18 protein-coding genes and 1 tRNA gene are annotated in these 20,443 nt (G+C 68.3%); 12 read left to right on the plus strand and 7 right to left on the minus strand.

All coding sequences use genetic code 11. The annotated features are described in order from the left end of the window. Positions 1-46: 46 nt before the first annotated feature. Positions 47-853 carry an RDD family protein gene (locus tag AC5W7N_RS04560; RefSeq protein ID WP_163816608.1) on the minus strand — a complete coding sequence of 269 codons (807 nt, stop codon included), beginning with the start codon at positions 851-853 and terminating at the stop codon, positions 47-49. A gap of 43 nt (positions 854-896) precedes the next feature. Between AC5W7N_RS04560 and AC5W7N_RS04565 the strand changes: the two genes are divergently transcribed. Then, on the plus strand, positions 897-1,889 hold the full coding sequence (locus AC5W7N_RS04565; RefSeq protein WP_194990771.1) for a stage II sporulation protein M: 993 nt from the start codon (positions 897-899) through the stop codon (positions 1,887-1,889). Positions 1,890-2,576: 687 nt separating this feature from the next. Here AC5W7N_RS04565 and AC5W7N_RS04570 read toward each other — a convergent pair. After that, on the minus strand, positions 2,577-3,977 hold the full coding sequence (locus AC5W7N_RS04570; RefSeq protein WP_194990770.1) for a hypothetical protein: 1,401 nt from the start codon (positions 3,975-3,977) through the stop codon (positions 2,577-2,579). 140 nt (positions 3,978-4,117) lie between these two features. Here AC5W7N_RS04570 and AC5W7N_RS04575 point away from each other — a divergent pair, with 140 nt between their 5' ends. Continuing rightward, a complete protein-coding gene (locus tag AC5W7N_RS04575; protein WP_194990769.1) occupies positions 4,118-4,786 on the plus strand; it encodes a methyltransferase domain-containing protein in 669 nt (222 codons plus the stop codon). A gap of 12 nt (positions 4,787-4,798) precedes the next feature. Here the strand turns inward: AC5W7N_RS04575 and AC5W7N_RS04580 are convergent, their stop codons facing one another. After that, positions 4,799-5,566 (minus strand): SDR family NAD(P)-dependent oxidoreductase, encoded by a 768-nt coding sequence (locus AC5W7N_RS04580; protein WP_163816601.1) that lies wholly within the window; start codon positions 5,564-5,566, stop codon positions 4,799-4,801. A gap of 299 nt (positions 5,567-5,865) precedes the next feature. Here AC5W7N_RS04580 and AC5W7N_RS04585 point away from each other — a divergent pair, with 299 nt between their 5' ends. Continuing rightward, positions 5,866-7,260: an FAD-binding oxidoreductase gene (locus tag AC5W7N_RS04585; RefSeq protein WP_490724304.1), complete on the plus strand. Its 1,395-nt coding sequence runs from the start codon at positions 5,866-5,868 to the stop codon at positions 7,258-7,260. Positions 7,261-7,322: 62 nt separating this feature from the next. Here AC5W7N_RS04585 and AC5W7N_RS04590 read toward each other — a convergent pair. Continuing rightward, a tRNA-Leu gene (locus AC5W7N_RS04590) sits at positions 7,323-7,405 on the minus strand. Positions 7,406-7,617: 212 nt separating this feature from the next. Between AC5W7N_RS04590 and AC5W7N_RS04595 the strand changes: the two genes are divergently transcribed. From AC5W7N_RS04595 to AC5W7N_RS04630, 8 genes are all read left to right on the plus strand, one after another. After that, complete coding sequence (locus AC5W7N_RS04595; protein WP_490724305.1) at positions 7,618-9,075, plus strand: FHA domain-containing protein; 1,458 nt, start codon at positions 7,618-7,620, stop codon at positions 9,073-9,075. A gap of 201 nt (positions 9,076-9,276) precedes the next feature. Then, complete coding sequence (locus tag AC5W7N_RS04600; protein WP_014348331.1) at positions 9,277-9,744, plus strand: FHA domain-containing protein FhaB/FipA; 468 nt, start codon at positions 9,277-9,279, stop codon at positions 9,742-9,744. Further along, entirely contained in the window at positions 9,741-11,222 is a 1,482-nt protein-coding gene (locus AC5W7N_RS04605; protein ID WP_163816595.1) for a PP2C family protein-serine/threonine phosphatase, read from the plus strand. The genes AC5W7N_RS04600 and AC5W7N_RS04605 overlap by 4 nt, the downstream gene beginning before the upstream one ends. Then, on the plus strand, positions 11,222-12,709 hold the full coding sequence (locus tag AC5W7N_RS04610; protein ID WP_194990765.1) for an FtsW/RodA/SpoVE family cell cycle protein: 1,488 nt from the start codon (positions 11,222-11,224) through the stop codon (positions 12,707-12,709). The genes AC5W7N_RS04605 and AC5W7N_RS04610 overlap by 1 nt, the downstream gene beginning before the upstream one ends. Continuing rightward, complete coding sequence (locus AC5W7N_RS04615; protein WP_163816592.1) at positions 12,709-14,175, plus strand: peptidoglycan D,D-transpeptidase FtsI family protein; 1,467 nt, start codon at positions 12,709-12,711, stop codon at positions 14,173-14,175. Before AC5W7N_RS04610 ends, AC5W7N_RS04615 begins: the two co-directional genes overlap by 1 nt. A 37-nt stretch (positions 14,176-14,212) precedes the next feature. Next, positions 14,213-15,736: a protein kinase domain-containing protein gene (locus AC5W7N_RS04620; protein ID WP_163816590.1), complete on the plus strand. Its 1,524-nt coding sequence runs from the start codon at positions 14,213-14,215 to the stop codon at positions 15,734-15,736. Beyond that, the gene (pknB, locus tag AC5W7N_RS04625; protein ID WP_194990001.1) at positions 15,733-17,670 is read left to right on the plus strand and encodes a Stk1 family PASTA domain-containing Ser/Thr kinase; all 1,938 of its coding nucleotides are present in this window, start codon (positions 15,733-15,735) and stop codon (positions 17,668-17,670) included. Before AC5W7N_RS04620 ends, pknB begins: the two co-directional genes overlap by 4 nt. Positions 17,671-17,807: 137 nt before the next feature. Further along, positions 17,808-18,227, plus strand: a complete 420-nt coding sequence (locus AC5W7N_RS04630; RefSeq protein WP_014348325.1) for a CBS domain-containing protein — start codon at positions 17,808-17,810, stop codon at positions 18,225-18,227. A gap of 13 nt (positions 18,228-18,240) precedes the next feature. Here AC5W7N_RS04630 and AC5W7N_RS04635 read toward each other — a convergent pair whose 3' ends face one another. Genes AC5W7N_RS04635 through AC5W7N_RS04645 form a run of 3 tightly spaced genes read right to left on the minus strand, consistent with a single transcriptional unit; the run spans position 18,241 to position 20,045 of the window. Beyond that, the gene (locus tag AC5W7N_RS04635) at positions 18,241-18,699 is read right to left on the minus strand and encodes a deaminase (protein ID WP_280210610.1); all 459 of its coding nucleotides are present in this window, start codon (positions 18,697-18,699) and stop codon (positions 18,241-18,243) included. A 15-nt stretch (positions 18,700-18,714) separates the two neighbouring features. Next, the gene (locus AC5W7N_RS04640; RefSeq protein ID WP_163816586.1) at positions 18,715-19,404 is read right to left on the minus strand and encodes a RibD family protein; all 690 of its coding nucleotides are present in this window, start codon (positions 19,402-19,404) and stop codon (positions 18,715-18,717) included. Then, positions 19,401-20,045, minus strand: coding sequence for an aminodeoxychorismate/anthranilate synthase component II (locus AC5W7N_RS04645; RefSeq protein WP_490724307.1), 645 nt, complete (start codon positions 20,043-20,045; stop codon positions 19,401-19,403). The genes AC5W7N_RS04640 and AC5W7N_RS04645 overlap by 4 nt, the downstream gene beginning before the upstream one ends. Positions 20,046-20,159: 114 nt before the next feature. Here AC5W7N_RS04645 and crgA point away from each other — a divergent pair, with 114 nt between their 5' ends. After that, a complete protein-coding gene (gene crgA, locus AC5W7N_RS04650) occupies positions 20,160-20,426 on the plus strand; it encodes a cell division protein CrgA (RefSeq protein WP_014348321.1) in 267 nt (88 codons plus the stop codon). The last annotated feature ends 17 nt before the right edge of the window (positions 20,427-20,443 follow it).

Genomic DNA, 20,443 nt, shown 5'->3' on the forward strand with positions numbered 1-20,443 from the left:
GCTCAAAGCCGGGCGAAAGGTGTTTGCCGGTAGCGTCGCGATCCGCTCACGTTCGGGCGACGGCAGGTTTTGTCGCCCACCCGAGGACCGCTGGTGCCGCGACCGGCGCCGCCAGCGCGCGACGCTGCCGTTCGGCCATGACGCTGCCGAGAATCTGGGGTGCCGGGTAATCGCCGGGGCGGGTGATGCCGAGGCGCGCGCAGACGGCGTCGGTGAGGGCATTGCCGAGTTCGACCTGTGCTGCCGGGGTGAGGGTGCGCAGCCGGGTCAGGTACTGACGGACTGCCAGCGCCAGATCGTCGGGCAGCGGGCTCGGATCGAGTCGGGTGGCCCACTCGGCGAGCCAGGGCGGCGGTACGGCGAGCGCCGGGATCGGCAGCCGCTGCTGCCCGTGGACGACGACCGTGCCCGCGAGCACATCGCCGACGCGGCGCGCGTTGGGCGAGCACAGCGAGCTGATCATAGCTATGGCGCCGAACCCGCCGAGCATCCAGAAATCGACGATCGCGCCGGCCAGGCCGCGGGTCAGCGCGTGCCGGAAATCGATCGGGCCGCCGTCGGCGCGCACCACGCGCAACCCGAAGATCAGCTTGCCGAGGGTGCGCCCGCGGCTGAGGGTTTCGCAGGCCACCGGATAGCCGACCAGCACCGTGACCACGGTGACGAGCACCGCCGTGGCCAGCCACGCGGAGTCGAGTTCGCTCGGCAGCAGGAGCGAGACGACGCCCAGCATCAGCGTCCAGCCCAGGATCAGCTGCATGATCACGTCGACGAGGAACGCCGCCGCCCTGGTGGGGATGCGCGCGATGGGCAGCTCCAGGGCCACTGCTTCGCCGGTGGTGAACTCAGCCATGTCGCCTAGCATTCTTCCCAGAGCGGGAGTGGGAGGCAACCGAATGGACGTGGACGCATACAGCTACGCGCATCGCGGGTCCTGGAACCGGCTGGACTTCCTGGCCCGCAAGGGCACCCTCACCGGCGCCGAGGCCGACGAGCTTGTCGCGCTGTATCGGCGCACCTCGCAGCAGCTGGCCCGGTTACAGACCCATAGCCCGGATCCGGAATTGGTGGCTGGGCTGAGCGCGGTACTGGCGCGGGCGCGCGCGAAGGTGCTCGGCACCAGGGCCGACACCTGGTCGGAGGTCGGCCGCTTCTTCACCCACCGCTTCCCCGCCGCCGTGTATCGCGCGTGGCCGTGGTGGGTGTCGGTGGGCGCGGTGTTCCTGCTGGTCTCGGGTGGGATCGCGGGCTGGGTGGCCGAGTTCGATTCGGCGCGTTCGGTTCTCGGCATTCCAGCCGATACCCGCGCGGTCACCGCGCCCGGTGGCGCGTTCGAGACCTACTACTCCGAGCATCCGAACGAGGCGTTCGCCGCGCAGGTGTGGACCAATAACGCTTGGGTGTCGGCGATCGCGCTGTTCACCGGGGTGTTGATCCTGCCCGCGCTGTATCTGCTGTTCATGAACGCGCTCAATCTCGGTGTCACGGCGGGATTGATGGCCGAGGCCGGGCGCTTGGAATCGTTCTTCGGGTTCATCCTTCCGCACGGCACGCTCGAGCTGACGGCGGTCTTCGTCGCGGGTGGCGCGGGCCTGAAACTCGGCTGGACGCTGATCGATCCGGGGCGGTCGAGCCGGTTGGAGGCGGTGGCGCGGCAGGGCAGGACCACCGCCACGATTGCGCTAGGGCTGGTCGGCGTGCTGCTGGTGGCGGGCCTGCTGGAAGGTTTCGTGACCCCGAGCGGCCTGCCCGCGCCGGTGCGGATCGCGATCGGGTTCGCGGCCGAGGCGCTGTTTCTGCTGTACGTGTTCGGTGCGGGCCGGCGGGCAGTGCTGGAACGGGACCGTTCTGAAACCGACCAGACGGTAGCTATCGCGACGGATCGGTGACGGTAGCCATCGCCGAGCACACGGTGAGCGATCACGGCTCTGGCAACCGTTGGCAACGCCGGGAATCGGATCGGTGAAGAACTCCCCCATTTGAGTTCCGCTGGCCGCAGCGAGTCGTGCTCAGCTGCGGCCAGCGTTGCCGTCGACTCTACACAATCGTTATGCCCACGCAACCCTCTGCGCGGCCGCTGAGCGTATAAAGCAGACCGCCCGCAAACCCATGTGAAGTCCTCGTTTTTCACGGTTCCAGCTAACTCACAGCGGCCGATGTGAATCGCGATTTGGTCCTTTCATCTGCAATTGCATTTCGTTTTTCGAGGTCACGGACTCGCTACGGCCGGACACCCCCAGGCGATTAGCCACGCCTACCCGCTCACTACCGGTCGGTACTCACAAGATGGCCCGCTACCTGGGGATTCAGTGTGGATAATGGGGATAGCTGAATGAAGCGTGGCGAGAAAGCGACCGCAGGTTTGTTTATCACGGAACAAACACGATCGGCATCATGCAGAGGGCGACCTACATGTACCAATACACAGTTAACCGGCAGGTTATCCGGTCGCCGCAATGCGATCAGCGCACTCGACGGCGGGCTCGGATCAGCACCATCGGAGTTACTGAAATCCGTAGTGTGATCTTCGCCTCATCAGAGGTTTAAACGGGTGAATCGGACAGATCCGGCGGCCGTCAGCCCACCCGGACGATCCCCGTGACGGTGCCCTGTAAGAGCTTGCCGCTCTTGGTGATCAACGCCGACATCTGCAACGGATCACCGACGATCGTCGGAGGCAGCACACTGTTCGCCAGTACGCCACCGGTTTCCGGGTCGATCACCGTCAACGCGTAACCATCCAGCGGCGTCGTGGTCGGCAGCCCGATCCGCGACACGGTGTACACCAGGCCGTCCGCGGTCGACAGATGCGGTACCGCCGCGCTGCGCACCGGGCTGTCCCACACTGTGCGGCAACCGTTGTCGTCCACATCGACTCGGGTGAGGCCGCCGGCGAACGGCGCCGTCGGCGGCACCGCGGGACCCGCCCCCTCGGGCACGGCCGGATACGGGTAGCCGTAGGTGCTCGCGACGAACACCGACCGGCCGATCCCGATCGGCGAATTCTCGCTGCCCGCACCGTCTTCGGTCAGCACCGGCCGAGTGCAGACCAACTCCCCGCTGCCGGTGCGGAAGACCAGCAGCCGGACCCGGCCCTCGGCGTTGTCGACGATGGTGAGGTACTCGGCGCCGGTCCGCGGGCCGAAATAGGTGGGGGTGGAACCGGTCCCCCAGCTCAGCTGCCCCGGTTTGCGCGCCGGACCACGCTCATAGGGCGCGCGCCACAACACCTCCGGACCCGAACCACTTGCCCGCAGCTCGTAGAGCGCATGCGTGGTGGCCACCGCGACCCGCCCGCTCGGCGCCGCCGAGATGCTGTTGGCCACCTGCTCGCCGCCGGGCAGCGCGATCGCCGCCACCGCCCCTGCGGGCCGCACGAAGCCGACCACCCCGCCGCCGGCGGCGAACCAGACATTGCCGGACCAATCCGGCACCAGCCCGGTCACGTTGTCACCCGCCGGAATCGAGCCCGCCAGCGGCACGGAGGCGTCGACCGTGAGTTGCCAGCGTCCGGATTCGGTGCGGCCGTGCCCGATTCGCAGCAGATCCCGGTTACCGTCCACCACCACCAGACGGTCGGCGTTGTCGAGGTAGGCGTACACACCGCCGAGCAGACTGCCCTTGACCAGCGTCAGCGAGGCCAGCGGCAGGCCGACCGGTGACTGCGGGTCGATCAGGAACACCGTCGGCTCGCGCCCGGCGACCGTGGTGCACAACGCCACCACCAGACCGTCGTTGCCCTGCAACAGGGTCGGGCAGGCGGCGGCCAGCGGATAGATCGTCACCGCGTGCTTGCCGGTGCCCGGACCCGCCAGCGGTGTCGCGTCCGACGAGCCGGCGTCGCCGTGCATGGTCGCGGTGCCGAGCGGTCCCAGATGCGGATTGGGCGGCGCGAGTGGGCCCCAGACCGGTGCGGCGCTCGCGCTGCCCGCACTCATCAGGACACAGGTGGCGAGCAGGGCCAGTGGTGCGCGCATGGCGACCGCCTTTCGTTCGACATTTCCGTCCTATTGGAGACGCTGACGCAAATGCGCCGCCTGCTCGGCGGCCGGCCGTGACCGCGCCAGAACAGTATTGCCGCACCGGCACTCACGCCCGGCGCCGATACCATGGCCGCATGAGTGGGCTTCGTGACCGCATCCTGTCGACCGTCGCCGGACAGCTCGGTAATCCGCACGGCCTGCTCGGCAAGGTGGTCGCGCCGATGTTGGATCGCGGCAACGGTCGCGCCGTCGCGGCGGCCGTCGACGCCGCTCTCGAGCCGGACGACACCGCCGGACAACCGCTCGGCGCACCGGCTGTCGCCGATATCGGTTTCGGCGGCGGCATCGGCCTGAAGAAGCTGCTGGGCCGGGTGGGTGCGGACGGCATCGTGCACGGCATCGAGATCTCCGCCGACATGCTCGATCGGGCCCGATCCGGTTTCGCCGCCGATATCGCCGCGGGCCGGCTGCGGCTGGCCGAGGGTTCGCTCACCGCGCTGCCACTCGACACCGACAGCCTCGATGCCGCGATCACGTGCAACACCGTCTACTTCGTCGACGACCTGCCCGCCGCCTGCGCCGAACTGGCGCGGGTGGTCCGCCCCGGGGGCAGGCTCGTGATCGGCATCGGCGATCCCGATGCGATGAGGAAGTTGCCGTTCACCGGCTACGGATTCACCCTTCGCCCGGTCGCCGAGGTGATCGACACGCTGCGCGCGGCCGGCTGCGCGGTCGAGCACCGGCGGATCCCCAACCCGCCGATCCCGTTCCATCTGCTGATCGCCCGGCCCGCCGCGTCCTGATCGCACCGGCGCTCACATGAGGGCGCCGCCGTCGACCCGCAGCTCTGTGCCCGTCATATAGCGGCCGTCGTCGGAGGCGACCATGGCGACGACGCCGGCGATGTCCTCCGGGCTGCCGAGTGCGCCGCCGTTGAGCCAGCCGGTGAGCCGCGCGAACAGGCTCGGATCGAAACCCTCCGGCTGCTCCAGGATCGATTTGGTGGTGATCCCGCTGGTGATCCCCGCCGGCACGATGTTCACCGCGCGCAGGCCCTGCTTGGCGTATTCGAGCGCGATGGCATGGGTGAAGCTGGCCACGCCGCCCTTGGAGGCCGCGTAGGCGGCCAGATAGGGCGAACCCTGGAACGCCGCGGTCGACGACAGGTTCACCACCACGCCGCGTCCGGAATCGAGCAGGGCGGGCAGCGCGGCCTGGGTCATCAGGAAGGTGCCGGTGAGGTTCACCCGGATCACCGTGTCCCAGGCGTCGAGCGGCATTTCGTGCGTGCGGGCCGGTCGCAGGATGCCTGCGGAGTTCACCAGCACATCGAGCCCACCGAGGTACTCGAGGGCGGTCTCGGTGCCGGTGCGGACCGAGTCCTGATCGGCGATGTCGAGCCGCACCGTCCGCAGCCGGTCGGCGGCGTCGCCTGCCTTGTCCGCGGTGGCGGCCAGGCCGGGCTCGTCGATATCGACGGCGACCAGCTGGGCGCCCTCATCGAGCAGTCGCAAAGCGATGCCCTGTCCGATACCCGATCCGGCACCTGTCACCACCACCCGGCGGCCGTCAAATCTGCGCATGCCATGAATTAGAACAGGTTCTCATTGTCGGTCAAGCCTGTTCAACGAATTCCGCGGCAACACAATGCAACGCGTTCCACGAGTCAGAGGCCGGCTGCCAGGGGTCTTCACCGCGCCGACCGAGGATTGCGGGACGACCGTGCTGAACCACGTGCCGACGTGGCGCGTATCACCTGACAGCGCGCAGCAGGCGCGGCAGCGGAGCCCACCACGTTTCAGGTGGGTGGGGGTCGGTATGAGCCGGCGGCGGTGCCGGGCTCCGGAATCAGTGGGGCGGGGCCACATGGGCGGAGAAAGCTATGACACAGACAATGCACACCGATCTGGGCGCATTGCGTTCGAAGATCAGCGGGCCGGTGTTCGGTCCCGGCGAGGCGGGCTACGACACCGCCCGCTCCCTCTGGAACGGCGATATCGATAGGCACCCGGCCGCGATCGCCGGCTGCCTGTCCGCCGAAGACGTCTCCGCGGCGCTGTCCTTCGGCCGCGAGCGCGATCTCGAGATCGCCGTCCGCGGCGGCGGCCATGCCTTCAGCGGCTCCTCGTGCGTCGACGACGGGCTGATGATCAACCTCAGCGCGATGAACAAGGTCGTGGTCGATCCGGAGAAGGAAATCGCCAGCGTCGGCGGCGGCGCGACGATGGCCGATATGGATGCCGCCACCCAGGCCCACGGCCTGGCGGTACCCGCGGGCACCATCAGCCACACCGGCGTGGGCGGGCTGACCCTCGGCGGCGGGATGGGCTGGCTCACCCACAGCTTCGGACTCACCATCGACAACCTGGTCGCCGCACAGGTAGTGCTGGCCGACGGCAGCATCGTGCGTGCCTCGGACCAGGAGAATGCCGACCTGTTCTGGGGCCTGCGTGGTGGCGGCGGCAATTTCGGCGTGGTCACCGAGTTCGAATTCCGGCTGCACCGGCTCGGGCCCGAGATCCATTTCGGACTGTTCTTCTGGGACCGCGCCGCGGGCGCCGACATGCTGCGGATGTGCCGCGAGTTCCTCCCGACCCTGCCCGAGCGGGCGGGCGCGCTGATGGGACTCGGCCTGAGCGCACCGCCGGAGCCGTTCGTGCCGGAGCAATACCACCTGATGCCGGGCTATGCCCTGCTGGTGGCCGGTTTCGGCACCGCCGCCGAACATGCCCGGATGGTCGCGCCGATCCGTGACGCGCTGCCGCCGCTGTTCGAATTCGTCACACCCATGCCCTACACGGCATTGCAGAGCCTGCTCGACAACGCCGCGCCCTGGGGCATCTACGGCTATGAGAAGGCCGTGGATATAGACGACATCTCCGACGAGGCGATCGCGGTCATCACCGATGCCATTCCGAAGAAGGCCTCGCCGATGTCGTTCATGCCGTGCTTCTGCCTGGACGGCGCGTTCGCCGCGGTCGCCGCCGATGACACCGCCTTCGGCGGGGCGCGCACGCCGCATTACGTCTGCAATATCGCCGCCGTCGCCCCCGACCCGGAGCTGCTGGCCGGAGATCGGCAGTGGGCCAGGCAGACGTGGTCCGCGCTCGGGCCGTTGTCGTCGAACCCTGGCAGCTATATCAACTTCATGGCCGAACCCGATGAGGAGCTGATCCGTAGGTCCTACGGTGCGAAGTACGCGAGGCTGGCCGCGCTCAAGGCGCAGTACGACCCGGGCAATGTGCTGCACCGCAACGCCAATATCAAGCCGGCCTGACCCGGAAACGAGAAAAGCCGCAGATCAGATTGTCCATCTGATCTGCGGCTTTCCCGCATCTGTGGGCGAAGGGGGACTTGAACCCCCACGTCCCGAAGGACACTGGCACCTGAAGCCAGCGCGTCTGCCATTCCGCCACTCGCCCGAGCGACTGGGAGACAGTATCACGGAGCCCGCCCGGATACGAAATCGCGGTCCACCCCCGGCGACGACCCGCGGGAACCCGGCGCGAGTTCCATCAGTTACAGGTGTAGACGATCGCGGATATCATGCAAAGAACGTGCTCGTTGAACGACACGCCACGTCCGCGTGTCGTCGTTGCGAATGAGGAGACATCTCACCGAAGGGAGGGCCGAGATGGGCATCGTTTCGAGATTCGAGCGTCGCCTGCAAGGCGCCGTCGGTGATGTGTTCGCCAGGGTCTTCGGTGGGAGCGTCGTGCCGCAGGAGGTGGAGGCGGCGTTGCAGCGCGAGGCGGCCGATCACGTCCAGGAACTCGGCGGCGGGCATCTGCTCGCACCCAACAGTTATGTGATCACGATCAACTCGTCGGATCATCAGCAGCTCGACGCCGATCACGACCTCACGACGCGCGCGTTCGCCAAGCATCTGCAGGACTTCATCCGCGAACAAGGGTGGCAGACCTACGGCGAAGTACACGTGGCGTTCGAGGCATCCCCTACGCTGCACACCGGACAGTTCAGGGCGAGCGGCCGGGTCGATCCCGACGTCGGCCGTGCGGCTCCCGCAGCTCGCAGCCCGGAACCCCCGCCACAACGACCCGCACACCCGCAACCAGGAGCTGGCCCCATGACGCAGAACTCTGGCTACGACCCGAGCCGTGAGCCCGCGGAGTCCGATCCACGCAACCGCGGGTACGCACCCCCGCCCGCGGGACGCGGGCCGCAGAACGGCGCGTACCCCGAGGACTACGGTTCGGGCGCGCCCTACGGTTCGGGCGCCGACTATCGCGCGCCGGAGTCGCCGGGCTACGGCGATTACCAGGGTGGCGATTACCAGAACGGCTACGACTACCAGCAGGGCGGTCAGCAGGCCTACGGCCAGCAGGGCGGCTACGGCGACCAGGGTTACGGCCAGGCCGATCCCGGTTACGGTCAGCCCGGCTACGCCGACCAGGGGTACCAGCAGCAGGGCTACGCCGATCAGGGCTACGGCCAGCAAGGCGGGGGCTACTCCGAGCCCGGCTACGGGCAGCCCGGTTACGCCGATCAGGGCTACGCACCGGCCCCGGGCGGTCAGCAAAGCGTGGGGCAACCCGGCTATGGCGAGCAGGCCTACGCCGACCCGGCCTACGGCGCCCAGCCGGGCTACGGCCCGCAGGGGGCTCAGCAGGGCTACGGCCAGCCCGGCTACGCCGACCAGGGCTACGCGGATCCGGGATACGGCGATCAGGCCGGCTACGGCGACGATCAGAGCTACGGCCAGGCGTACTCCCAGCAGCCCGGTTACGGCGCGCAGGGCGGCTACGCCGGCGGCGGATATGCCGCGGCTCCCGCGGCCGGCTCGGGCTATTCGGCAACCCTCCAGCTCGACGACGGCAGCGGCCGCACCTACCAGCTGCGTGAGGGCAGCAACATCATCGGCCGCGGCCAGGACGCGCACTTCCGCCTGCCGGACACCGGCGTCTCCCGTCGGCACATCGAGGTCCGCTGGGACGGGCAGACCGCCATGCTGTCGGATCTCGGCTCGACCAACGGCACCCTGGTGAACGGTTCCCCGGTGCAGGACTGGCAACTGGCCGACGGCGATGTGATCCGCGCCGGGCATTCCGAGATCCTGATCCGCATCGTCTGATCCCGTAAGCTCGCGATGCAGGTCACGACATGACTGTCCGGAAATGGGCGGTCGTGGCGTGTCCGTATCGGCTGACGGCCCTATGATGTGCCCACACACGCGAGGCACCGCATACGGAGCCGGCAAGACCAGCACAGCGGTGGGGGTGGGTCGAACCACACCTACGGCACCGACACACGGTCGAACAGGAGGTGGAGCGCCGTGCAGGGACTGATCCTGCAGCTGACCCGTGCGGGCTTCCTGCTGCTGTTGTGGCTGTTCGTGTGGGCGGTGCTGCGGACCTTGCGCAGCGACATCTACGCGGCCTCCGGCATCCGGGTCCAGCCGAGGGCCGCGCGCGGTCCCGCGGTGCTGCCGTCCCTGCGCCGAGGCCAGAAGGGCGCCAAATATCTTGTGGTGACTCAAGGTTCACTAGCCGGCACCCGCATCACCCTCGGCACCCAACCGGTGCTGATCGGCCGTGCGGACGATTCCACGCTGGTACTCACCGACGACTACGCTTCGACCAGACATGCGCGGCTGTCACAGCGTGGTGACGACTGGTACGTCGAGGATCTCGGCTCGACGAACGGTACGTATCTCGACCGCGCGAAGGTCACCACCGCTGTCCGTGTTCCGCTCGGCGCTCCCGTCCGGGTCGGCAAAACTGTGATCGAGCTCCGATCGTGACACTTGTTCTCCGCTACGCAGCGCGCAGCGACCGCGGTCTGGTCCGGGCCAACAACGAAGATTCCGTCTACGCGGGTGCCCGCCTGCTCGCCCTCGCCGACGGCATGGGCGGACACGCGGCGGGCGAAGTGGCCTCGCAGCTGATGATCGCGGCGCTGGCCCACCTCGACGACGACGAACCGGGCGACGATCTGCTCGGCAAGCTCGACCGCGCCACCCGTGAGGGCAATGCGGCCATCGCCGATCAGGTCGAGGAGGAACCCGAGCTCGACGGCATGGGCACCACGCTCACCGCCATGCTGTTCGCCGGTAAGAAGCTCGGCCTCGTGCACATCGGCGATTCGCGCGCCTACATGTTGCGCGACGGCGAGCTGGCCCAGATCACCAGGGACGACACCTTCGTCCAGTCGCTGGTCGACGAGGGCCGGATCACCCCGGAGCAGGCGCACACGCATCCGCAGCGTTCGCTGATCATGAGGGCGCTCACCGGCAACGAGATCGAGCCGACGCTGGTGATGCGCGAGGCACGCGCGGGCGACCGGTATCTGCTGTGCTCGGACGGGCTTTCGGATGTGGTCAGCGATGAGACCATCGCCAACACCATGCGCGAGGGCAGCACCGACGAATGCGCCGACCGGCTGATCGAACTCGCCTTGCGCAGCGGCGGACCCGACAACGTCACCGTGGTCGTCGCCGATGTCATCGACCTGGATTACGGGCAGAGCCACCCCATCGTCGCGGGCGCGGCGTCGGGCCAGGACGAGGACACTCCACCGCCGAACACCGCGGCCGGCCGAGCCGCCGCCATGCGCCCGCCGCGTGCGGCGCCGCGCCGGGCCGCCTCCGCACCGGAACCGCCGCCCGCGGCGAAATCGCATCGGCTGCGCTGGATCCTGCTCGCGGTCGCGCTGGTGGCCGCGGTCGGCGTCGGTCTGCTGGTCGGGTACAAGATGATCCGGTCCAACTACTACGTCGGCGCCGACAACGATCGCGTCGTCGTCATGCGCGGGCTGCCGGGCTCGATCCTCGGCTACTCGATCCATGAGGTCGATCTGGTCGGCTGTGTCGCCGCCGACGGCAAGCTGACGCTGGTCGACGCCGATGCGGACATGCCTGCCGATTGCCGGGAACTGAAGGTCGAGGACCTGAAGCAGACCGGACGCGACCAGGTGGACAAGGGCCTGCCGCCCGGCTCGCTGGACAAGGCCAAGGACCAGATGGCCGTGCTGGCCGACCGGGAACTGCTGCCGCCGTGCGACACCAAGAGCTCGGTGCCGCAGCCAGGTGTCGTCGCGCCGCCGGTTGTTCCGCCGACGGGCCCCGCCCCGACCACCACCACCGCGCCACCCCCGGCTCCGGCACCCAATGGTGAAGGCGCGCCGCCGGCCTCGGCCACCCCGACGCCGGCGCCGCCGACCACCACGGCTCCGCCGACCCAGCCCCAGACCGCGGGGGAGAACTGCCGGGTGACGGACTGATGTCCGCACCGGCACCACCGTCCGCCGGGGCCTATCCGAGTCCCCCGGGCGGCTTCGCTCCCGCGCCTGCGCCGAGCACCAGACGCAACAACGAGCTGTTGTTGCTCGGCTTCGCGGCAGTGGTCACCACCGCATCGCTGTTCCTGGTCGAGGCCAGCCAGGAGCAGTCGATCACCTGGGACATCGCCAAATACGGTCTGGCCTACCTCGCTCTGTTCGGGATCGCGCATCTGGCGATCCGCCGCTTCGCACCCTTCGCCGACCCGTTGCTGCTGCCCATCGTCGCGCTGCTCAACGGCCTCGGCCTGGTGCTGATCCATCGTCTCGATCTGGCCGATCAGCAGGCCGCCGCCTACAACGACTGGCCGGTGCCTTCCCCCGACGCCACCCAGCAGATCCTGTGGACGGCGCTCGGCACGATCGTGTTCATCACCTTGCTGATCGTGCTGCGCGACTATCGCACGCTGGCCCGCTACAGCTACACCCTGGGACTGATCGGGCTGGTCGCGCTGGCGATCCCGGCGCTGCTGCCGAGCCGATTCTCCGAAACCAACGGCGCCAAGATCTGGATCCGGCTGCCGGGTTTCAGCATGCAGCCGGGCGAGTTCGCCAAGATCCTGCTGATCATCTTCTTCGCCTCGGTGCTGGTGGCCAAGCGCGATCTGTTCACCGCCGCGGGCAAGCATTTCCTCGGCATGGAGTTCCCAAGGGCCCGCGATCTCGGCCCGATCCTCGCGGTGTGGATCGTGTGCATCGGGGTGCTGGTGTTCGAAAAGGATCTCGGCACGTCGCTGCTGATCTTCGGCACCGTGCTGGTGATGCTCTACATCGCCACCGAGCGGGTGGGCTGGCTGATCATCGGTGGCGGGCTGCTCGCACTCGGATTCGTCTTCGCCTATCAGCTGTTCGGGCACGTGCGGGTGCGCGTGGAAACCTGGCTGCACCCCTTCGACGACTACAACAACACCGGCTACCAGATCTCGCAGTCGCTGTTCGGGCTGGCCACCGGCGGGCTCGCGGGCACCGGGCTCGGTAGCGGCCGCCCGTCCCAGGTGCCCTTCGCCAAGACCGACTTCATCGTCACCACCATCGGTGAGGAACTCGGCCTGATCGGGCTGACCGCGGTGCTGATCCTGTTCCTGGTGTTCATCATGCGCGGGATGCGCACCGCGCTCGCGGTCCGCGACAGCTTCGGCAAACTGCTCGCCGCTGGTCTGTCGTTCACCATCGCGGTCCAGTTGTTCGTTGTGGTCGGCGGTGTCACCAAGCTGATCCCGCTGACCGGTCTGACCACGCCGTTCATGTCCTATGGTGGTTCGTCGCTGCTGGCCAACTACGCGCTGCTCGCGCTGTTGATCAAGATCTCCGACGCGGCCCGCGCGCCGGCGCCGGTCCGCAAGAAGGAAGTCGCACCGCCGCCGATCGCCGAGGCGCCGACCGAGATGATGCGGCGGGATCAGAACCGTCAGGAAGGGGGGCCGAGGTAGTGAACACTCCCCTACGCCGGGTCGCCGTCGCGGTGATGGTCATGGTCGTCGCGCTGCTGGCCAACATCACCTACGTCCAGGTCATCAAGGCCGACGATCTGCGCGCGGATCCACGCAACTCCCGGGTGCTGCTCGACGAGTACTCGCGCCAGCGCGGCCAGATCTCGGCCGGCGGCACCGTGCTCGCCAGCTCGGTTGCCACCGACGACCGCTACAAATACCTGCGCACCTACCCCACCGCACCCGAGGCCTTCGCCCCGGTGACCGGCTTCTACTCGATGCAGTACGGCAGCACCGGGCTCGAACGCGCGGAGGATCCGGTGCTCAACGGCTCGGACAATCAGCTGTTCGGCAGCCGGCTGGTCGATCTGTTCTCCGGGCGCGATCCGCGCGGCGGCAATGTGGTCACCACCATCGACCCGGTCATGCAGCAGGTCGCCTACGACGAGCTGACCAGCAAGGGCTACACCGGATCGGTGGTCGCGATCGAGCCGAGCACCGGCAAGATCCTGACGATGGTGTCCACCCCGAGCTACGACCCGAACCTGCTGTCGGGCCACGACGGCGCCCAGGGCACCAAGGCCTGGGAGCAGCTGAGCTCGGACCCGAACCAGCCGATGCTCAATCGCGCCGTCTCGCAGACCTATCCGCCCGGCTCCACCTTCAAGGTGATCGTCACCGCGGCGGCGCTGTCCAACGGGGTCGCCACCCCGGAAAGCCAGTTCACCGCCGCGCCGAACATCACCCTGCCCGGCACCAGCACCACGCTGGAGAACTACAACGGCACCACCTGCGGCCCAGGCCCGACCGCCTCGCTGTACGACGCGTTCCGTATGTCGTGCAACACCGCGTTCGTCGAGCTCGGTGTCGATGTGGGCGCCTCGAACCTGAAGGACGAGGCCGCCGCCTTCGGCATCGGGCCGCATCGCGGGGTGCCGATCCCGGTCGCCGAGAGCACCGTCGGGCCGATCCCCGACGATGCCGCACTCGGCCAGACCAGCATCGGTCAGCGCGACGTCGCGCTGACCCCGCTCAACAACGCGGTGATCGCCGCGACCATCGCCAACGGCGGCGTGCGGATGGAGCCGTACCTGGTCGACCAGCTGCAGGGCCCCGATCTGAGCGTGCTGTCGGAAACCACACCGGTGTCGGTCGGGCAGGCCGTGAGCGCCCAGGTAGCGTCGACCGTGACCAACCTGATGGTCGCCTCCGAACAGAACACCAAGGGCGGTGGCGGACGGCCGTACCAGATCGCGTCCAAGACCGGAACGGCCGAACACGGCTCGGACCCGCGTAATACCCCACCGCACGCCTGGTATATCGCCTTCGCGCCCGCGCAGAACCCGAAGATCGCGATTGCGGTCATCGTGGAGAACGGCGGTGACCGCGGGGAGGCGGCAACCGGTGGGTCGGTCGCCGCGCCGGTAGCCCGCGCGGTACTGGACGCGGGCCTGCAAGGGCGCTGAACGAGATGGATGTGCGAGTGAATCTGCGGGGAATCCGATGCTGAACAACGGTGCGATGATCGCGGACCGGTACCGGCTGCAGCGGCTGATCGCCACCGGCGGTATGGGCCAGGTCTGGGAAGCCCTCGACACCCGTCTCGACCGGCGGGTGGCGGTCAAGGTGCTCAAGTCGGAGTTCTCGGCCGATCCCACCTTCCGGCATCGGTTCCGCACCGAGGCCAAGACCACCGCGCAGCTCAACCACTCCGGCATCGCCGGCATCTACGACTACGGCGAGACCGTCGACCCGCAGGGCGGGGAGGTGGCCTACCTGGTCATGGAACTGGTGCAGGGCGAACCGCTCAATACGGTGCTCAACCGGCTCGGCAGGCTCTCGGTGGCGCAGGGCCTCGACATGCTCGAACAGACCGGCCGGGCGCTGCAGGTGGCGCACGCCGCCGGTGTGGTGCACCGCGATGTGAAGCCCGGCAATATCCTGGTTACCCCCGCCGGGCAGGTGAAGATCACCGACTTCGGCATCGCCAAAGCGGTGGACGCCTCGCCGGTCACCAAGACCGGCATGGTGATGGGCACCGCGCAGTACATCGCACCGGAGCAGGCCGTCGGCGAGGACGCCACCGCCTCCAGCGACGTGTACTCCCTCGGCATCGTCGGCTACGAGGCGCTGGCGGGCCAGCGCCCGTTCAGCGGCGACGGCGCGATCACCGTCGCGATGAAGCATGTGCGCGAGACACCACCGCCGATGCCCTCGGATCTGCCGCCCAACGTGCGCGAACTGATCGACATCACCATCGGGAAGGATCCGGCCCAGCGGTACGCCGACGGCGGCGAATTCGCCGACGCCGTCGCCGCGGTGCGGGCTGGCCGCAGGCCACCGCCGCCACGCGGGATGGGCACCGGACCCGCGCCCACCGGCGCCACCAGGGTGCTCCCGCCGGGGCCGACGGTAGTGCTGCCCTCGGCCCAGCCCGCCTACGACAACGGCGCGACCGTGCGTTATCCGACGGCGGCGGCGACCGGCGCGGCGACTCCGACGACGGTCGGTGCCACCGCCGCCTCCGGGCGCGCGCCGATGCCGCCCGACGACCACAAACGCGGACCGACCTCTACCCAGAAGTGGATGGCCGGGCTCGGTGTCGGCGCCGTGGTGCTCGGCGGGCTGGTGATCTGGCTGCTGTTCGGTGGCGACACCAACCCCGATCCGACCAGGCAGATCGAGTCGACCACGGTCGCGCCGCACACCACAAAGCCGCTGCCGCCGCCGGTCACCACGACGGTGCGGCCGCTGCCGCCCCCGGTGACCACCACCGAGGAACCGACCACCACGCAGCCGCCGACCACCACCACCGAACCGCCCACGTCGACGACCACCGAACCGACCACCACCGAACCGTCGACGACCGAGCCGACCACCACGGTTCAGCGCACCTCGACACAGCCGACGACCACCCGCGGGCGGGTGCCGACCGTCGACATACCATTGCCCGAGATTCCCGGTGCCCGACGTCCCGTCGTCACCGAAAGCAGCACGCCGGCTACTTCCCAGCAAGGACTGCCATGACGACCCCGAAGAATCTCTCCTCCCGGTACGAGCTGGGCGAGATCATCGGGTTCGGCGGGATGTCGGAGGTCCACAAGGCACGCGACCTGCGACTGAGCCGGGATGTGGCGATCAAGGTGCTGCGCGCCGACCTCGCCCGCGACCCCACCTTCTATCTGCGCTTCAAACGAGAGGCGCAGAACGCGGCCGCGTTGAATCATCCGGCCATCGTCGCGGTGTACGACACCGGCGAGGCCGAGGTCGACGGCGGCCCGCTGCCCTACATCGTGATGGAGTACGTGGACGGCGAGACGCTGCGCGACATCGTGCGCGGCAAGGGTCCGCTGCCGCCGCGCCGGGCGATGGAGATCATCGCCGATGTCTGCGCCGCACTGGATTTCAGCCACAAGGCCGGGATCGTGCACCGCGATATGAAGCCGGCCAACATCATGATCAATCGGTCCGGCGCGGTGAAGGTGATGGACTTCGGCATCGCCCGCGCCATCGCCGATGCCGCCAACCCGATGACGCAGACCGCCGCCGTCATCGGTACCGCGCAATACCTCTCGCCGGAGCAGGCGCGCGGCGAATCCGTCGACGCCCGCTCGGATGTGTACTCGGTGGGCTGTGTGCTCTTCGAGATCCTCACCGGCGAACCGCCTTTCACCGGCGACTCGCCGGTGGCGGTGGCCTATCAGCATGTGCGCGAGGATCCGCGGCTGCCCTCGCTCGTGCACGACGGGGTGCCACGCGAACTGGATTCGGTGGTGCTCAAGGCGATGAGCAAGAACCCGGCCAACCGGTATCAGACCGCCGCCGAAATGCGCGCGGATCTGATCCGGGTGCTCGGCGGGCAGAAGCCGAGCGCGCCGATGGTGATGACCGACGAGGACCGCACCACCATCCTCGGCTCGGAGGAACCGGCACAGCACTCGTACCACACCGTCGACAACCATGACCGCTCCGCTTATCGCGGCGGTGACGACACCGGTGAACAGGAGCCGGTGGAGCCGCCGAGCCAGCGGCGCACCGCCTATCTGACGTTGGGCGCGGTGGCCGCGGTGATCGTCGCGATCGCCCTGTTCTGGGTGCTGATCGGGCCGGGCAGCAAGCCCGATCAGGTCGCGGTGCCGGATCTGTCGAACAGTTCGGTGCAGCAGGCCGAGCAGAAACTCGAGGATCTCGGTTTCCACGTCGCCATCCAGGAAAAGCCCGATGCCAGGGTCGCTCCCGGCAATGTGATCGCCACCCAGCCCCTCGGCGGTTCCCGCGTCGACGAGGGCAGCACCATCACCCTGCACGTGTCCACCGGGCCCGCGCAGATCCAGGTGCCCCGGCTGACCGGATTGACCAGGCAGGAGGCCGAGCAGAAGCTCAACGCCATCGGATTGCGGCTGGATCCCCAGGTCGACAAGGAGGCCTCCAGCACCGCCGAGTTGGACAAGGTGATCGGCCAGAACCCGGCCGAGGGCGCGAGCGTAGAGGTCGACCGGGCCGTCAAGGTGACCATCGGCAGCGGGCCGGAGCAGGTCCGGGTGCCCAATGTGGTCGGCCAGGACATCGAGGTCGCCGAACCGAATCTGGTGGAGGGCGCGCAGTTCAAGGTCGTCGTCCAGGAGGTCGTCTCGTCCCGGCCGAAGGGTGAGGTCATCGCGACCAGCCCGGCCGGCGGTTCAACCGCGGAGAAGGGATCGACCGTCACGGTGCAGGTCTCGCTCGGCGCCGATTTCACCATGCCCAGCCTGGTCGGGCTGAACGCCTCGCAGGCCGTCGACCGGCTGCGCCAGGCCGGCTGGGCCGGCTCGACCACCCAGATCGTGCAGAACACGCAGGTCACGCTGGATTCGGCGAACGTCGGCAAGGTGCTGAACCAGCAGCCGGCGGCGGGCTCCTCGGTCGGGCGCAACAGCACCGTCGTCATCTACACCGGGGTGCTTCCGCTCGGCCCGCCGTGATCCACCGCGCCGCCGGACCGGCCGCCGGATTCGGGCGAACGGGATGCCGATTCACCGAACCGGTCGGTCCGTGCGGTGCGACAATTGATGGGCTCCATCCCGATCAGCTCAGCTGAATCCATGAGGAGGTAGCCCAGATGACCACTGCCAGGGACATCATGAAGCCCGGCGCTCAGTGGATTTCCCGAGATCAAACGGTCGCACAGGCGGCCCGCGTGATGGCCGAACTCGGTGTCGGCTCGCTCGTCATCGCCGACGAGAACGAACGGATGTGCGGCATCATCACCGACCGCGACATCGTGGTGAAATGCATCGCCCAGGGTCTGTCCCCGTCGGGCACTCGCGCCGCGGAGCTGTGCGAAGCGACGCCGCGCTGGATCTCGGCCGACGCCGACGTCGACGAGGTGCTCGACGAAATGGAGACCCACCAGGTCAAACGCATGCCGGTGATCGAGAACAAGCGCCTGATCGGCATGATCAGCGAGGCCGATCTGGCCAGGCATCTCGATGACAACCAGCTCGGCGAGTTCGTCACCGCCGTCTACGGCAGGCCGTGACGCGCTGAACCGATCAGGACAGGTCGAGGTGGCGGTTCATCGCCATCGCCGCCTCGGCCAGTTCCGGTAGTTCGACCACCTCGACGCCCTGCTGCCGCAGCCGTTCCACGCCGACGCAGTTGGTGACAAAGGTGCCCGGTTCCCGCCAGGCGATGACGACTCTGGGGATTCCGGCCCGCAGGATCCGCTCGGTGCACGGCAGCCGCGTCGCCGTGGCGCGCTCCGAACACGGTTCGAGGGTGCTGTAGATCGTCGCACCCGCCAACCGGGGATCATCCGCGGCCACTTTGTCCAGCGCGGACTCTTCCGCGTGCACCTTCGGATCGGTTTCCCGCGAATATCCGGAGCTGATCTCGACACCGTCGGCGACGATCACGGCACCGACGGAGAAGGCGGTCGCGCTGCGCGGGGCGAGGTTGGCGAGGTTGATCGCGCGCAGCATCCAGTTGTGGTCGGTCGAGGCGATACCCACTATTGCCTCCTCCTTTTACGCTTCGGGCAGATCACCGGTCTTGGGCAGATAGCGCAGCACCGCGACATCGCCGGCGCGCCCGACCTCGGCCAGCCGCATCCGCCGCCGCGCACCACCGGGGAAATCGGCCGGTTCCAGTATCCGCGGGGCGGCGGCGTCGCCGACGATCAGCGGCGCGATCGCGAGCACCAGTTCATCGGCGAGCCCGGCCGCCAGGAAACCGGTGAGGATGCGGGTGCCGCCCTCGACCATCAACCGGCCGATTCCACGATGACCGAGATCATCGAGCAACCGGCCGAGCTCGATCTGTTCGCCGAGCGCGACGACCTCGGCGGACTCGCCCAGCCGGTCGCCGAGCCGAGCCGCTCCGGCGACGGTGGTGTAGACCAGCTTGTCACCGCCGTGATGCCAGAACCGCAGCTCGGGATCGAGATCACCGCCGGCGGTCACCGTGACCTTGAGCGGGTACTCGGGCTTGCCTGCGGCGAGACGCTCGGCTCGCCGAGCCGCGTCGTTCACCAGCAGTCGCGGATTGTCACTGCGCAGAGTCTGCGCGCCGACCAGGATGGCATCCGATTCGGCCCGCACCTGATCGACCCGGTCGAAGTCCTCGGCGCTCGACAACAGCAGCCGCTGCGGGCTCGCGTCGTCGATATAGCCGTCGACGCTCGCGGCGACCGAGAGCAGCACGTACGGCCGGCTCATGAGATCGCCAGCGCCGCGACCTCCGCCTCCAGCATCTCCACCAGACCCTCGGCGGGCCGTTCGCCGCACACTTCCAGCCAGTTGGCCAGCATCCGGTGGCCGCCCTGGGTGAGCACCGATTCCGGATGGAACTGCACGCCGTGGATGGGCAGGTCGTTGTGCCGCATGGCCATCACGATCCCGCTTTCGGTGCGGCCGAGCACCTCGATCTCCTCGGGCAGGGTGTCTTCGAGGACGGTCAGCGAGTGATAGCGGGTGGCGGTGAACGGATCGGGCAGTCCGGCAAGCACGCCCGCGCCGATATGGAAGACCTCGCTGGTCTTGCCGTGCAGCAGCTCCGGCGCCCGGGTGACGGTGGCGCCGAAGGCCGCCCCGATGGATTGATGGCCGAGACACACACCGAGCAGCGGGGTGCGCTGCCGGGCGGCGGCGTGGACCAACTCGATGCTCGCGCCCGCGCGATCGGGGGTGCCGGGCCCGGGGCTGATCAGAATGCCGTCGAATTCGATGGCCACCGCATCCAGATCGGCCAGGCGCTGGTCGTCGTTGCGCCAGACTTCGGCCTCCGCGCCCAGCTGGCCCAGGTACTGGACCAGGTTGTAGACGAAGCTGTCGTAATTGTCGACGACCAGAACACGCATGGTTCGAGATTACGTGGCCTACCCACAGGCCGTCGCATCCATTACCAGTTGGGATAGCCTAGAGAGAACCGGAGGGACGCCGGTATTGCCCTGTTCGCCGAATTCGAGGACGTCATGCCCAAGTCCAAGGTCCGTAAGAAGACCGACTACTCCAGCTCCCCCGCCAGCCGCACCCCGGTGAAGGTGAAGGCCGTCGGTCCGTCGCCGGTCTGGTACGTCGCCATCATGCTCGGGTTCATGCTCGCGGGCCTGGTGTGGCTGCTTGTGTATTACCTCGCGGGCGATCAGATCAGCTGGATGCGCGACCTCGACGCCTGGAACTTCCTCATCGGCTTCGGCCTGATGGTGATCGGCCTGATCATGACCATGAGGTGGCGCTGAGCCCGGTTGCCGGCCGC

Source organism: Nocardia sp. CDC519, from assembly GCF_059509835.1.